This window comes from Zobellia sp. OII3, assembly GCF_002211465.1.
GTDB lineage: Bacteria > Bacteroidota > Bacteroidia > Flavobacteriales > Flavobacteriaceae > Zobellia > Zobellia galactanivorans.
The window spans coordinates 1,620,594-1,635,479 of sequence record NZ_MWRZ01000001.1; the positions used below are offsets into that span (position 1 = coordinate 1,620,594).

The 14,886-nt window shown below is 42.6% G+C and carries 14 protein-coding genes; 3 read left to right on the forward strand and 11 right to left on the reverse strand.

Annotated elements, in window-relative coordinates:
• The first annotated feature begins 2 nt into the window (after positions 1–2).
• On the forward strand, positions 3–485 hold the full coding sequence (locus B4Q04_RS06685; RefSeq protein WP_013993689.1) for an ExbD/TolR family protein: 483 nt from the start codon (positions 3–5) through the stop codon (positions 483–485).
• Between the two features lie 81 nt (positions 486–566).
• Positions 567–1,253: a porin family protein gene (locus B4Q04_RS06690; RefSeq protein ID WP_013993690.1), complete on the forward strand. Its 687-nt coding sequence runs from the start codon at positions 567–569 to the stop codon at positions 1,251–1,253.
• Here B4Q04_RS06690 and B4Q04_RS06695 read toward each other — a convergent pair.
• The 6 genes from B4Q04_RS06695 to pyrH form a co-directional block, all read right to left on the reverse strand.
• Positions 1,248–1,853 carry a membrane protein gene (locus tag B4Q04_RS06695; protein WP_013993691.1) on the reverse strand — a complete coding sequence of 202 codons (606 nt, stop codon included), beginning with the start codon at positions 1,851–1,853 and terminating at the stop codon, positions 1,248–1,250. The genes B4Q04_RS06690 and B4Q04_RS06695 overlap by 6 nt on opposite strands.
• On the reverse strand, positions 1,853–3,313 hold the full coding sequence (rpoN, locus tag B4Q04_RS06700) for an RNA polymerase factor sigma-54 (RefSeq protein ID WP_088696315.1): 1,461 nt from the start codon (positions 3,311–3,313) through the stop codon (positions 1,853–1,855). The genes B4Q04_RS06695 and rpoN overlap by 1 nt, the downstream gene beginning before the upstream one ends.
• A 48-nt stretch (positions 3,314–3,361) precedes the next feature.
• Positions 3,362–4,795 (reverse strand): asparagine--tRNA ligase, encoded by a 1,434-nt coding sequence (gene asnS, locus B4Q04_RS06705; RefSeq protein WP_013993693.1) that lies wholly within the window; start codon positions 4,793–4,795, stop codon positions 3,362–3,364.
• 78 nt (positions 4,796–4,873) lie between these two features.
• Positions 4,874–7,270 (reverse strand): efflux RND transporter permease subunit, encoded by a 2,397-nt coding sequence (locus B4Q04_RS06710; protein ID WP_088696316.1) that lies wholly within the window; start codon positions 7,268–7,270, stop codon positions 4,874–4,876.
• 135 nt (positions 7,271–7,405) lie between these two features.
• A complete protein-coding gene (frr, locus tag B4Q04_RS06715; RefSeq protein ID WP_088696317.1) occupies positions 7,406–7,960 on the reverse strand; it encodes a ribosome recycling factor in 555 nt (184 codons plus the stop codon).
• A 44-nt stretch (positions 7,961–8,004) separates the two neighbouring features.
• The gene (gene pyrH, locus B4Q04_RS06720; protein ID WP_013993696.1) at positions 8,005–8,712 is read right to left on the reverse strand and encodes a UMP kinase; all 708 of its coding nucleotides are present in this window, start codon (positions 8,710–8,712) and stop codon (positions 8,005–8,007) included.
• Positions 8,713–8,892: 180 nt separating this feature from the next.
• Between pyrH and B4Q04_RS06725 the strand changes: the two genes are divergently transcribed.
• Positions 8,893–10,761: a peptidase M61 gene (locus tag B4Q04_RS06725; RefSeq protein WP_088696318.1), complete on the forward strand. Its 1,869-nt coding sequence runs from the start codon at positions 8,893–8,895 to the stop codon at positions 10,759–10,761.
• A 145-nt stretch (positions 10,762–10,906) separates the two neighbouring features.
• Here B4Q04_RS06725 and tsf read toward each other — a convergent pair whose 3' ends face one another.
• The 5 genes from tsf to B4Q04_RS06750 form a co-directional block, all read right to left on the reverse strand.
• Positions 10,907–11,872: a translation elongation factor Ts gene (gene tsf / locus B4Q04_RS06730; RefSeq protein WP_088696319.1), complete on the reverse strand. Its 966-nt coding sequence runs from the start codon at positions 11,870–11,872 to the stop codon at positions 10,907–10,909.
• A gap of 109 nt (positions 11,873–11,981) precedes the next feature.
• Positions 11,982–13,055: a 30S ribosomal protein S2 gene (rpsB, locus tag B4Q04_RS06735; RefSeq protein ID WP_013993699.1), complete on the reverse strand. Its 1,074-nt coding sequence runs from the start codon at positions 13,053–13,055 to the stop codon at positions 11,982–11,984.
• 259 nt (positions 13,056–13,314) lie between these two features.
• The gene (gene rpsI / locus B4Q04_RS06740; RefSeq protein WP_013993700.1) at positions 13,315–13,701 is read right to left on the reverse strand and encodes a 30S ribosomal protein S9; all 387 of its coding nucleotides are present in this window, start codon (positions 13,699–13,701) and stop codon (positions 13,315–13,317) included.
• Complete coding sequence (gene rplM, locus B4Q04_RS06745) at positions 13,701–14,156, reverse strand: 50S ribosomal protein L13 (protein WP_013993701.1); 456 nt, start codon at positions 14,154–14,156, stop codon at positions 13,701–13,703. The genes rpsI and rplM overlap by 1 nt, the downstream gene beginning before the upstream one ends.
• Before the next feature lie 365 nt (positions 14,157–14,521).
• A complete protein-coding gene (locus B4Q04_RS06750) occupies positions 14,522–14,869 on the reverse strand; it encodes a T9SS type A sorting domain-containing protein (RefSeq protein WP_013993702.1) in 348 nt (115 codons plus the stop codon).
• Between the last annotated feature and the right edge of the window lie 17 nt (positions 14,870–14,886).

Consider the following 14,886-nt stretch of genomic DNA (forward strand, 5'->3'; position numbering starts at 1 on the left):
ATATGTCAAAGTTTGCAAAGAAAAAAGACGCCGGTTTACCAGCTGTAAACACTGCATCGTTACCTGATATTGTATTTATGCTTTTATTTTTCTTCATGACCGTAACGGTGATGAAAGACAATACCTTGAAAGTAGAGAATACTCTGCCAAACGCCAGTGAGACCAAGAAACTGGAAAAGAAAGATAGGGTTATATACATTTACGTTGGGGAACCAACTTCTCAGTATAAGGCTCAGTTCGGTGAAGAGGCAAGAATTCAATTGAACGATAAGTTCTCATCGCCTAACGAAGTAGGCGACTATATTTTGCAGGAAAGAGCTAAGAAGCCTCAAGAATTGCAGAATGTATTGACTACTGCTTTGAAAGTGGATAAGAATGCTAATATGGGACTCATTTCCGATATTAAGCAAGAATTGAGAAAGGTTAACGCCCTTAAGGTCAATTATACGACTTATGACGGTGACGCCTTCAACAATTTGCAATAGTATTTTTTCAAACTATAGTTAGAATATATGAACGCTTCGGATTCTTTTCCGAAGCGTTTTTTATTTGCTTATTTTTGACCCATGATGAAGCCTTGTTTTTATGTGCTGATGTTTTTGTGCTGTGCGAACGTAATGGCGCAAGCGGTCAATGATTCTGTCGTTTCCGATGAGCGATATCTAGAGGATCAGTTTTATATTGGTATTACCTATAACTTTCTTGTGGCCCAGCCTGAGAGTGTAAGCCAGCGTAACCTGTCTTACGGCTTACAAGCGGGTTTTATAAAGGATATCCCCCTTAACCATAGTAGAACTACCGCGCTTGGAATTGGCTTTGGATACGGCGTTTATTCGTATTATACTAACCTTTTGGCAAGCGAGACGGCCGATGGTGTTGTCTATAGTGTGATAGACGATGATTTTAAGCGAAATAAGGTAGAGACCCACATGTTGGAGGTGCCGTTTGAGGTCAGATGGCGTAACTCTACACCTTCGGAGTATAAGTTCTGGCGTTTATATGCGGGAGTGAAATTCGGTTATGTGTTCGGTGGTAGGTCTAAACTCGTACCGAACGATACTCCTAAAGTCTCCTTTTACAATAATGATATCAGGGATTTTCATTATGGTGTTACCTTAAATTTTGGGTATAACACCTTCAATCTGCATGCGTATTACGCATTGAACAGTCTCTTTAACGATGGAGTGGTTTTGGGTGACGAAAGCTTGAATTCAAAGCCGCTTAGAATAGGACTCATCTTCTATATCCTATAACCAAAAACGTATCGTTAATAGTTGGGACAGAAACCCGATAAAAAAACCTAGAACAAGTTCTATCGGGGTGTGCGCGTTTAGGTATAATCTAGAGGTGGCGACTACACCGGTGAGTAGTGTGGCGATACTTATTGCCAATGTGATATTTACCTCAAAGTGAATGCTTAGGCTAGTCAAGAACATGACCAAGCTACCCATGCCCATAAGATGCATGCTTATCTTTGTTTTGAAAAACAAAAGGGTCAATGCGGTCAGTGCGGCTATGACAAGACCTACAAAGTAGAAATAGAGTTCAACGATATTGGAGTGGGGGATGATTTTATAAATGACAAAGAGCAACAGTATGATGTGAACGTACATGGGGTATTTGCGTTCTTTCAGGTCGCTCATAAAAACACTACTGGCCAAACCGAGGTTTCTCAATATAAAATACGTGATTATGGGAATGATTACGGTAAGTACGAAAATGGGAAAAAAGAAGGCGCCCTGAACGCTCAGGGGAGTGTATTTCGGTGTTATGAGAAAATAGGCTGCCGTACCTGCCACCGGTATGAATAAAGGGTGGAAAACGTAGGATATGGCTTTTAAGAGAACCTTCATTAAATCTGTTTGCGCAGCCTGGCTACCGGAATGTCTAACTGCTCCCTGTACTTGGCAACGGTTCGACGGGCAATCGGATACCCTTTTTCTTTAAGCAGTGCTGCCAATTTATCGTCGGTAAGGGGCTTTTTCTTCGATTCTTCCCCAATGACCGTTTCAAGGATTTTCTTTATTTCCTTGGTAGATACATCTTCCCCTTGGTCGTTTTTCATTGATTCGGAAAAGAATTCCTTGATGAGTTTGGTGCCGTAAGGGGTGTCAACGTACTTGCTGTTGGCTACACGCGACACGGTAGAGACATCCATTTCTATTTCGTCGGCAATGTCCTTTAGGATCATGGGTCTCAGGTTGCGTTCGTCTCCCGTAAGAAAGTATTCCGACTGGTACTGCATTATAGCGTTCATGGTGATGAACAGGGTCTGTTGACGTTGTCGAATGGCATCTATAAACCATTTTGCGGCATCGAGCTTTTGCTTGATGAACATAACGGTGTCTTTCTGTGATTTAGACTTCTTCTTGGCGTCTTTATATCCCTTTAGCATGTTGCTGTACTCCCTCGATACGTGAAGTTCCGGGGCGTTTCTTCCGTTTAGGCTAAGCTCTAGTTCGCCGTCTACGATCCGAATGGAAAAATCGGGAACAACGTGCTCTACCATGCGGTTGTTGCCTGAATACGAGCCACCGGGCTTTGGGTTTAGCTTTTCGATTTCACTAATGGCTTCCCTGAGCTGTTCTTCTGAAATATTGTATTTCTGAATAAGCTTTTTGTAGTGCTTTTTGGTAAACTGTTCGAATGACTTTTCGAGAATGGTAATCGCTAGTTCTATGCTTGGCGAGCTTTCTTTTCTCTTGAGTTGAATGATTAGGCATTCCTCCAATGAGCGTGCCGCAACCCCGGGAGGGTCGAGTTTCTGAACGATTTTCAATACCCGTTCTACCGTTTCTTCGTCGGTGTATATGTTTTGGGTAAACGCAAGGTCATCGGTTATGTCTGAGAGCGGTCTTCTGATATAGCCGCTTTCGTCTACGCTACCGACAAGAAATTCGGCAATGCTCCACTCGTCATCGCTAAGATATACGGTGTTCATTTGGCTCAACAAATACTGGTTGAACGAAGTGCCCGCCGCGTAGGGAACGTTCTTTTCTTCGTCATCGGCGCTATAATTGTTGGCCTTTGTTCTGTAGTCGGGTATTTCGTCGTCACTTAGGTAATCGTCGATGTTGATGTCTTCGGTGGATATGATCTCACTATCGGTCTCATCGTTTTCGTAAGTGTCGGCAAATTCGTCGTCTATGGAGTCCGATTCCTCTTTGCCTCCTTCCAATGCGGGGTTTTCTTCCAATTCTTGTTTAAGACGTTGCTCAAAGGCCTGTGTGGGCAATTGAATCAACTTCATAAGCTGTATCTGCTGGGGAGATAGCTTTTGTGATAATTTGAATTGTAAGTGTTGTTTTAGCATTGGGGTCTAAAATTCGTTTTGCCTGCCTTCTAAGTTAGCGAATTCCTGCTAAAATTCTGCATTCTGCGGTGTTCTTGGAAAAGGAATTACATCCCTAATATTGCCCATGCCTGTAGCGAACAGCACTAAGCGTTCAAATCCTAGGCCGAAACCACTATGCACCGCACTACCGAATTTTCTCAAGTCTAGGTACCACCATAGTTCTTCTTCGTCAATACCCAATGCCGCCATCTTTTCTTTGAGGACGTCAAGGCGTTCTTCACGCTGAGACCCACCTACGATTTCACCTATACCTGGGAATAGGATGTCCATGGCACGAACCGTTTTTCCGTCTTCGTTAAGGCGCATGTAGAAAGCTTTGATCTTTGCCGGATAATCGAATAAGATTACGGGGCATTTAAAATGCTTTTCCACTAAAAAGCGCTCGTGTTCGCTCTGTAGGTCCGCTCCCCATTCATTAATGGGGTATTGGAATTTTTTCTTTTTGTTCGGTTTGCTGTTTCGCAAGATATCGATGGCCTCTGTATACGATACCCGCATAAAATTGTTCTCGGCAACGAACTTAAGCTTTTCGATTAGGGCCATCTCACTGCGTTCGGCCTGTGGTTTGGTTTTCTCTTCGTCTAAAAGACGTTTTTCAAGAAACTGAAGGTCGTCTTGACAATTGTCGAGAACGTATTTGATAACGCTTTTTATGAAGTCTTCGGCTAGATCCATGTTGGCGTCTAGGTCAAAGAAGGCCATTTCGGGCTCTATCATCCAAAATTCGGCCAGGTGCCTTGAGGTGTTGCTGTTTTCAGCACGGAATGTGGGGCCGAAGGTATAGACCTTGCCCAAGGCCATGGCGTAAGTTTCGGCTTCCAATTGGCCGGAAACCGTTAAGTTGGTTTCCTTTCCGAAGAAATCTTCTTTATAGTTTACGTTTCCATCCTCGTCTAGGGGCGGATTTTTATCGTCTAATGTACTCACCTTGAACATCTCACCGGCGCCTTCGGCATCGGATCCGGTTATGATCGGTGCGTGAAAGTAATAGAAGCCGTTTTGCTGAAAATATTGATGAATGGCAAAAGATAAGGCCGACCGTACGCGCATTACCGCAGCGAACGTGTTGGTGCGTATACGTAGATGCGCCTTTTCACGCAAAAACTCCAAAGAGTGTTTTTTAGGTTGGATAGGGTAGGTCTCCGGGTCGGCGCCGCCGTGGACCTTTAGGTCCTTTACTTGGATCTCTACGCTTTGTCCCCTGCCTTGGCTTTCTACAAGGGTCCCCGATATTTTAAGGGCGGCACCCGTGTTGATTTGCTTTAGAAGACTCTCGTCAAATGATTCAAAATCGACAACACACTGAATATTGTTGATGGTGGATCCGTCGTTTAAGGCTATGAAACGATTACTTCTGAAGGTTTTAACCCATCCGTTGACGGTTACCTCTTGTAATAAAAAATTTTCCGAAAGCAGTTCTTTTACGCTGTACGATTTCATTTGAGTCACTTGAAAATTGAAGGTCAAAGATAAGTTTTTGGACAAAAGAATCCGTGCTAATGAAGGGTTAAATCAACCTCATTTTTTAGGGTTCTCGTCTTCACCTTGCGGTAGAATATTGATTTGTGGCTTTTTTAAGATTTTTTTACTCGCAATATTTCGCTCTAAAGACAACAAAAGCGAAGGTAACAAGATCAGGTTGGCCAGCATGGCGAACATCAAGGTGGCCGAAACTAGGGCCCCAAGGGCTACGGTACCTCCAAAGTTTGAAATGATGAATACCGAGAACCCGAAGAAAAGTACAATGGAGGTATAGAACATGCTAACCCCTGTTTCGCGCAAGGCGGCATAGACCGATTTTCGAATATGCCATTTGTTCGCTATCAGTTCTTGACGGTATTTGGCCAAGAAGTGAATGGTGTCGTCAACCGATATTCCAAAAGCAATACTGAACACCAGTATGGTAGACGGTTTTATGGGGACACCTACAAAGCCCATGACTCCTGCGGTAATTACCAGGGGCAAAAGGTTCGGGATCAATGAAATGACGATCATTCGGAACGAACGGAAGAGATAGGCCATAAAGAGGGCTATCAAGAATATGGCGAAGGCCAATGAGAGTACTAAGTTCTTTACGAGATACTTGGTGCCCTTTAAAAACAAAAGGGCGCTACCGGTCATGTAAACGTTATAGCGGTCAGGTGGAAAGAACTTGTTGATGTTCTCGTTCAACCTTTCTTCAATTTGCTCCATGCGATCGGTCTTCACGTCTTGCATGAAGGTGGTGATACGCGCCGTTTGACCGGTACTGTCGACGAAGTTCTTGAGCAGGTTGCCATTGCCTCCCGAGTTTTGCGCCACTTTCATTATAAAGTTGTTCTCTTGCGAAGTGGGCAATTGGTAGTACTTTGGGATACCGTTGTAAAAGGCTTGCTTGGAATATTTTACCAGGTTAACGACCGAGATGGGCTGCGATAGCTCGGGAATCTCCATGATCACATCGCCTAATTGGTCCATTCGTTTGAGGTTGGCCGGCTTTAAAACCCCCTTGGGTTTTTTGGTATCGATGACGATTTCTACGGGCATAATACCGTCGAACTCTTGCTCGAAGAAGCGAATGTCCTTAAAGAATTGCGCATTTTTGGGCATGTCTTCGATAGGGCTTCCTGAAATCTGGATCTGATAGATGCCGATGATACTGGTTACTAAAAGAACAATGGATACGATATAGACCGAGATCCTATGGTTTCTTACAATGCGTTCCATCCAGTTGACAAAAGCATCGATCCATTTCTTGTTGAGATGCTTAAGGTGTCTTGTCTTGGGAAGGGATAAAAAGCTATAGATGATAGGGATGATCAATAAGGAAAGTATAAATATACCAATGATATTGATCGAAGCTACGATTCCGAATTCCTTGAGCAGTTTACTGTCGGTAATAATAAAAGTGGCAAAACCGGAAGCCGTAGTCATATTCGTCATCAAGGTGGCATTTCCGATTTTGGAAATCACCCTTTGAAGCGAAAGGGCCTGGTTGCCGTGTTTCTTTACTTCTTGTTGGTACTTGTTGATCAAGAAAATACAGTTGGGTATACCGATAACGATGATCAAAGGCGGGATCAAGGCGGTAAGCACGGTTATTTCGTACTGTAAGAGGCCTAAAATACCAAAGGCCCACATAACACCAATGATAACCACGCACATTGAAATTAGGGTGGCCCTAAAACTTCTAAAGAAGAAAAAGAAGATCAAGGAAGTGACCCCAAGGGCCGCCAGAATGAACTTGCCGATTTCATCTATGATGTTCTGCGAGTTCATGGTGCGTATGTAGGGCATGCCCGATACGCGTACGTCGAGGCCGGTTTCCTCTTCGAATTTTTCCACCAAATGGGTCAGGTCCTCTAAAATGAAATCTTTACGGACCGTAGTGTTGATGATATCCTTATCTAGGTTGACAACGGTTCTTACCGTTCCACTTTCTTTGTTGAAAAGCAAATTGTCATAAAAAGGAAGGTCGTTGAAAAGATGGTTCTTTATACTGTCTATTTCCTGTTTTGACTTTACTTGCGAACGAATAAGGGGTTCGAGTATGAACTTTTGGTTTTTGTTGTCCTTTTTGAGTTCTTGCAGATTGTCGAGTGAAAGCACAAAATCAACCTCGGGAAAAGCGGCAAGTTGCTTGCTGAATTTATTCCATCTATTGATTTTGTCGGGAGTAAAAAGAGAGGAATCGCGAATGGCGAAGACTACGGCATTGCCTTCTTCACCGAATTTTTTTAGAAATGCACGGTATTCAAGGTTGACCGGGTGGTGGTCGGGCAATAGGTTGGCCTGGGTATTGCTAAAGCGCATATTCTTCCAATGCATGCCCAAAAAGACGGTGAAAGCAATGATTAGAATAAGTATTAAAATGCGATTACGGAGAATTATACTCGCTGTCTTTTCCCAAAAACCTTGTTTAAGTTTCGCTGCCATCGTTCAATTTTACCGAGCGCAAAGGTATAGAATGATCGGGAGTGTACCTAAAATGTAATATTTTATTAACGTATCTGTAAATGAAAAAAGCAACCCTAGGGCTGCTTTTTCTGTTTTTTATAAAAAGATGCTGAATTAGACCTTCATGATTTCCGCTTCTTTTACGGTCAAAAAGGCATCTACTTTTTTAATGAATTTGTCGGTAAGGGCCTGAACGTCTACTTCTGCGTTTTTTTGTAAATCCTCGGAAACGTCTAAATCCCGAATTTCCTTATTGGCATCTTGACGGGCGCTACGTATACCGACTTTGGCGTCTTCGGCCTCGGCTTTGGCTTGTTTGGTTAGCTGAATACGACGCTCTTCGGTCAGCGGTGGAACGTTGATGATCACAAAATCACCATTGTTCATAGGGTTAAAGCCCAAGTTCGAGTTCATGATGGCTTTTTCTATCTCGTGGAGCATGTTCTTTTCCCATGGCTGTACCGATAGGGTTCGGCCGTCGGGCGTATTGATGTTGGCTACTTGTGATAGGGGGGTCTGCGAGCCGTAATATTCGACCATCACGGAAGAAAGCATGGCGGGGCTTGCCTTTCCTGCACGTATTTTTACAAATTCTTTCTCCAAATGCCTCATAGCGGCATCCATGTTCTCCTTTGCGGAATCAAGTATAAACTGTATCTCTTCGTTCATAATTCAAATATAATATAACGGTGCAAATATATAGTAGACCTGTTTTAAAGATTTACGACCGTACCGATGTTTTCACCTTCAACCAGTTTTTTTAAGTTCCCTTTTTTGTTCATATCGAAAACAACGATCGGCAGTTCGTTCTCTTGGCTCAGGGTAAAAGCGGTGGTGTCCATAACTTTTAGGCCTTTTAGAAGAACGTCTGCAAAAGAGATAGAATCGAATTTTGTGGCGTTTTTGTCTTTTTCGGGGTCGGAGGTGTAGATGCCGTCTACGCGCGTGCCCTTTAAAATGACATCGGCCTCGATTTCAATGGCCCGAAGCACCGCCGCCGAATCGGTAGTAAAGTAGGGGTTTCCCGTTCCTCCACCAAAAATGACGACACGTCCCTTTTCAAGATGTCGCATGGCCCGTCTTCTGATAAAGGGTTCGGCAACCTCGTTGATCTGAATGGCCGATTGTACCCTAGTCTGTACGCCTATGGTCTCAAGGGCGCTCTGTAGGGCCAAGCTGTTGATTACGGTAGCCAACATGCCCATATGGTCGCCCTGTACGCGGTCCATACCGGTTGCGGCACCTGTTAGGCCCCTAAAAATGTTTCCTCCGCCGATTACGATGGCTACTTCTATGCCTTTTTCGGCTACCTCTTTAATTTCCTCGGCGTATTCCGCTAGACGTTTTGAGTCTATTCCGTATTGCTTTTCGCCCATTAGGGCTTCACCGCTGAGTTTTAAGAGTATTCTTTTGTATTGCATGGCTAGTATTTCGTTGGGGCAAAAATAATCAAAAAATCTTAGGGTTTGTTTTTGAAGGTGCAGATTAAGCGAACCTTAATTATTTCCTAATAATGATGCCGTATTCTGTTAAATTTTATAATCTTGTAACCCTTTAAAAATTAGAGGGATTACTTACAATAAAGCGATTAAATAGATACAATGAGAAAAATAGGATTACTCGCATTTGCCGTACTTTTGGCGGCCTGCGGAGCGACCAAAACGGTGTTGACGGCAGACAAGGCCCCGGTCTTGGCCAAATTAGACCTAAAAAACGTGGTTGACGATAAAGTTGCCGTAACGGTCGATGCTGGTGCTTTTACTACGGATGAAGTTTTGTTTTATATACCTAAAACGGTGCCCGGTACGTATAGTACAGATAATTACGGTCAATATATTGAAGGGTTTAAGGCCTTGGATTATGAAGGGAAGGAATTGACTTTTTCTAAATTGGACGATAATACGTGGAAGGTTTCCAATGGAAAAAACCTTGATAAGGTGACTTATTGGGTGAATGATACCTATGATACGGAAGGCGAAGTGAAGGACAAGGTTTTTTCCCCTTCAGGAACAAATATCAATGCGGGAAAGACCTTTATGCTCAACCTTCATGGTTTTGTCGGGTATTTCGGGGGACTGAAAGAAGTGCCTTATGAATTGTCCATCGTCAGGCCGGAAGCTTTAAAGCCTACGACCTCATTAACGCCCAAAGTACTGGAAGCTCCGGTTGCAAATGTTGATGTCTTTTCGGCTAGTAGGTATTTTGATGTTATCGATAACCCTATTCTTTACGCAAAGCCCAATACCGAAACCTTTGAGATTAATGGTATAACTGTAACCTTGAGCGTGTATTCGCCATCGGGAATCTATTCGGCCTTAAGTTTAAAGGACCGCATGGAAAAAATGATGGGTGCCCAAAAGACGTTCTTGGGTGATGTAGATGGAACCAAAATTTACAACATACTGTTGTATTTGTCTACTATGGAAGCTGATGATGCATCCGGTTTTGGTGCCCTCGAACATCATACTTCAACGGTGGTCGTGTTGCCCGAAGCCATGCCGAAAGAACGTTTGGAGCAGGCTATGGTCGATGTGGTTTCGCACGAGTTTTTTCATATAGTTACTCCTTTGAACGTACATTCGGAAGAGGTGCAGTATTTCGATTTTAACGATCCAAAAATGTCACAACACTTGTGGATGTATGAAGGGACGACCGAATACTTTGCCAATCTTTTTCAAATTCAGCAAGGACTCATCGATGAAGGGGAGTTTTATCAACGGATGATGGATAAGATCAATAACGCTAAGTCATACGATGATGCCATGTCTTTTACCGAGATGAGTAAGAACATTTTGGTGGACCCCTATAAAAAGAACTATGCCAATGTCTATGAAAAAGGCACCTTGATAAATATGGTTCTCGATATTCAGTTGCGTCAATTGAGCAATGGGGAAAAAGGGGTGCTTTGGTTGATGAAGGAGCTTTCTAAAAAGTACGGGAACGACACGCCTTTTGAAGATGATAAGCTGATTGATGAAATCGTTGCCATGACCTATCCTGAAATACGGACTTTCTTTGATACCTACGTTATTGGCGATACGCCTATTGATTACAACTCTTATTTGGGTATGGTAGGGTTGTCGACTGATTTAATTGAGCAGGAAACCGGTTATTTTCTAGATGGTGATAACCCCTTTATAGATGTGGAACAAGGCAATGAGAATGTTGTTTTTATTCGAAAGGGCATTCAATTGAATAGCTTCTTTAAGGGGCTGGGCGCCGAAGGAGGTGATATAATCAAGGAAATTAACGGAACTGCGGTAACCTTGGAGTCGATTCGGCCCATTATAGGAAAGAGTTTTGGTTGGTCTCCCGATACCGAAATCAGTATGGTGGTTGATCGTGACGGCAAAGAGGTATTGTTGGAAGGAAAGGTTGGTGCGCCTACCGTAAATGTGGAAACCATAGTTCCCGTTGAAAATGTATCTGATGAAGTTTTGGAATTGCGTCAAGCCTGGTTGAAAGGTTAGGCGGGTGAATTTAACCTATAAAAAAACCGTGATGCTGAAAAGTGTCACGGTTTTTATTTGAAATACCTAAGTAGTATATGTTAAAAAGAAAACCGCACTAACGATGAAGTTAATGCGGTTTTTCTTGTATGTGTTGAATATAGGGTTATCCTACTGTAGCACGTTTGAATCCGGTAACGGATACATCGCCGTAAGAAGCAACGTATTTTGCAACGTTGATTTTCTCATCTTTGATGAAGTTTTGGTCCAATAAACATTGTTCTTGGTCCAAAGTTGTGTTGTCAGAAATGAATCTTTCCATTTTACCGGGAAGAATTTTGTCCCAAATTTGTTCTGGCTTGCCTTCAGCTTTCAATTGTGCTTTCGCATCTTCTTCGGCCTGGGCTAAAACTTCGTCAGTTAATTGGGCCATTGAAATGTATTTAGGAACGTTTTTAAGCGTCTTTCCTAAACGATCAAGTTCTTCATTGTCCTTTTCGATAACGGCGATTCTAGCTTCTGTTTCGGCGGCAACGAATGCAGGGTCAAAATCTTTGTAAGACAAAGTTGTTGCTCCCATTGAAGCTATTTGCATAGAAAGGTCTTTTGCAAGCACTTCGGCAGAATCTACTCGAGACGAAAGACCGACTAAAGCGGCAATTTTGTTAATGTGAACGTAAGTTCCAACATATGGGGCCTCTAGTTTTTCGAAAGCGGTGATTTCTAATTTCTCACCGATAACCCCAGTTTGCTCAATTAATTTTTCAGCAACGGTCATTCCTCCAAAATCAGCTTCTAAAAGAGCTTCTTTAGAATCACAGTTCAAAGCTATATCGGCAATTTGGTTTGCTAATGCTAAGAAGTTTTCGTTTTTTCCAACAAAGTCGGTTTCACAACCTAATACGATTGCAACGCCAACGGTTTGGTCAGCATTCAATTTAGAAACTGCAGCACCTTCAGAGGACTCTCTGTCAGATCTTTTTGCGGCTACTTTCTGTCCTTTTTTACGAAGAACTTCAATTGCTTTGTCAAAATCTCCTTCAGCTTCAACCAAAGCATTTTTGCAGTCCATCATTCCTGCGCCAGTAGCTTTTCTTAATTTGTTTACTTCTGCGGCTGTAATTTTTGCCATTTTGTGTTCTATTTTTCAATTTGCCCCCAAGATAGAGCCATTTTACGACTCTATCTTAAAGCAAATGTTATGTTATTATTTCGTTTACTGTATAAGTAAGGAAAGAAATCTATTCTACCCCTCCTTTAACGCTGTCTTGCCATTCTTTTAGCTCGTCCCATTTGCCATCGGCAGCCATTTTGGCTTGCTTTGGCCATGAGGTAGGATCTAAATGGGCCATTCTAGAGCTGGCCTCGTTCAAGATTTCCTTGATTTTTTCAGGGTCACCTTCGGCTAATTTAGCGTAAGAATCAAAGCCGGCGTTTACCAAAGCTTCTGCGGCTTTTGGACCAACACCTTCTATTTTGGTAAGGTCAACGGCCTCTGCTGGGGCTTCCGTAGCGGCAGCTGGGGCTTCAGCTACTGGAGCTTCAGCTTTAGGAGCTTCTGCGGCAGCTTTTTTAGGCTGCTCTTTTTGGGTTTCTTCAGCGCCCTCTTTGTCTGCTTGTTTTTCGGATTTACGTTCGGCCAAGCCTTCTGCGATAGCATTGGTTACTTGCGTCATGATAATATCGATAGATTTTGAGGCATCATCGTTAGATGGAATCAAATAATCGACATCTCTTGGGTCGGAGTTGGTATCGACCATTGCAAAAATAGGGATGTTCAATTTTTGGGCTTCCTTTACCGCAATGTGCTCACGCATAGTATCGATGATAAACAAGGCGCCAGGTAGACGGGTCATGTCGGAAATAGAACCTAAGTTCTTTTCTAACTTGGCACGAAGACGGTCTACTTGAAGACGTTCTTTTTTAGATAAGGTCATAAACGTACCGTCTTTTTTCATACGGTCGATAGATGCCATTTTCTTTACCGCCTTACGGATGGTAACGAAATTGGTCAACATACCACCGGGCCATCTTTCTGTGATGTAGGGCATGTTTACGTTCGCTACTTTTTCGGCAACGATGTCCTTTGCTTGTTTTTTTGTGGCTACGAAAAGAATTTTTCGTCCAGATGCTGCAATCTTCTTGAGGGCCTCATTGGCCTCATCTAATTTTGCAACAGTTTTGTAAAGGTTGATAACGTGGATACCGTTACGCTCCATGTAGATGTAGGGCGCCATGTTAGGGTTCCACTTTCGTGTAAGGTGGCCAAAATGCACACCAGCTTCCAATAATTGTTTTACTTCGACTTTCGCCATTTGAATTTAGTTTACGTTCTTTTGAATAGGCAATGCCCAAGTGGTATACCGATATAATCGACAAGCCTCAAGCATTTAGATGCTAAACTAACGGTGCCTTTGAACATGAGATGTTCTTGGGTCTCCCGAATAACTATTCCCTAAATGGAAAATAGTTTTTAATTTATTCGCTCGATGCGAACTTTCAATGAACTTTGATTAAAGAAAAAAATATAAAGGTGATACCCACCGATTGGTGGGTATCAATAAAATTGTACTCTTAACGTTTAGAGAACTGGAATTTCTTACGAGCTTTCTTCTGTCCGAATTTCTTACGCTCAACCATTCTCGGGTCACGGGTCAATAAGCCTTCTGGCTTAAGAACCAATCTGTTTTCAGCATCTACTTCACAGATAGCTCTCGAAAGAGCTAAACGGATAGCTTCGGCTTGACCGGTAATACCGCCACCGTAAACGTTTACATTTACATCGTAAGCATCTTCGTTTTCAGTAAGGGCAAAAGGTTGCTTTACTTTGTACTGAAGAGTGGCTGTTGGAAAATAATCGTTAAGATCTCTCTGGTTAACGGTAATGTTTCCTTTTCCTTCTGAAACATATACACGGGCAACCGCTGTCTTTCTTCTGCCGATTTTATGAATGATTTCCATTACTTGAATTCTTTTAAGTTGATAACCTGTGGTTTTTGAGCTTCATGGTTGTGCTCAGGACCTACAAAAACCTTAAGGTTTCTGAAAAGGTCTGCACCCAATCTGTTCTTAGGAAGCATGCCTTTAACCGCTTTTTCAACGATATGCCCAGGTTTCTTGGCCAAAAGTTCTTTTGCGCTAGTCGCACGCTGACCACCAGGGTAACCTGTGTAACGCAAATAGGTTTTGTCTTCCCATTTGTTACCGGTCATGTCGATTTTTTCTGCATTGATAACAATAACGTTATCGCCACAATCAACGTGGGGCGTGAAATTTGGCTTATGTTTTCCTCTAAGCATTTTGGCAACTTTAGAAGCCAATCGGCCTAAAGTCTCTCCTTCTGCATCAACTAACAACCACTGTTTGTTAACAGTCGCCTTATTGGCAGAAACGGTCTTATAACTCAATGTATCCACTACGGTTACTTTTTAATTAAACACTTCAATCCCGTCAAACGGGCTGCAAATGTACACTAATTCTATTGAAAAACAAGTGGTGATTTACGATTATTTTTAGTTAAAAATACTCTTTTTCAATTTCTTGGGCCAAATTTAAATAAAATTAATGCTTCGACTTTAAAGGGAAAGTGAGGAGGGAGGTAACTCGTGATGAGACCATGGGGCGATCTGTTGTTTTTCCGATGGCAAACTTTAACGGGAAACTTTTTGTCTTCCTTTTTGCAATTCGGAATGGGCTGCTAGGTTTATAAAGCCTATTTAAAAGAGGGGGTCGGGAAAGCGTATTATTGTAAAATTTGGTTTGTTTTAGGGTGGTGCAGTTGCTACTGCTTGTAGAATTTGACACATACCTTTTGTTCTTTGGAATTCACGGTGACCGTGTATACACCGGAATCTAAAGAGGGAATGGGGATATTAATGGCATTGCGCCTGATTTCCCATTCGTATATCAGAACCGTGTTGCCATAGATGTCCATTATGGATATATGTGCCTTGTCCGTATTTTCTAGGCCTAGTATGTTTACGACATTACTGGCGGGGTTTGGGAAGACCTTTACTTTTTTTGTTGAAGTAATGCTGGTATTCTGGCGCCCATTGTTTTCCGCGCTGTCCTGTGCTTGGGCGGTGCAGATAAAAAAAAGAAGGCAGATAAGTGATACGAAGGTTTTCATATGAACGTTGCTAGACC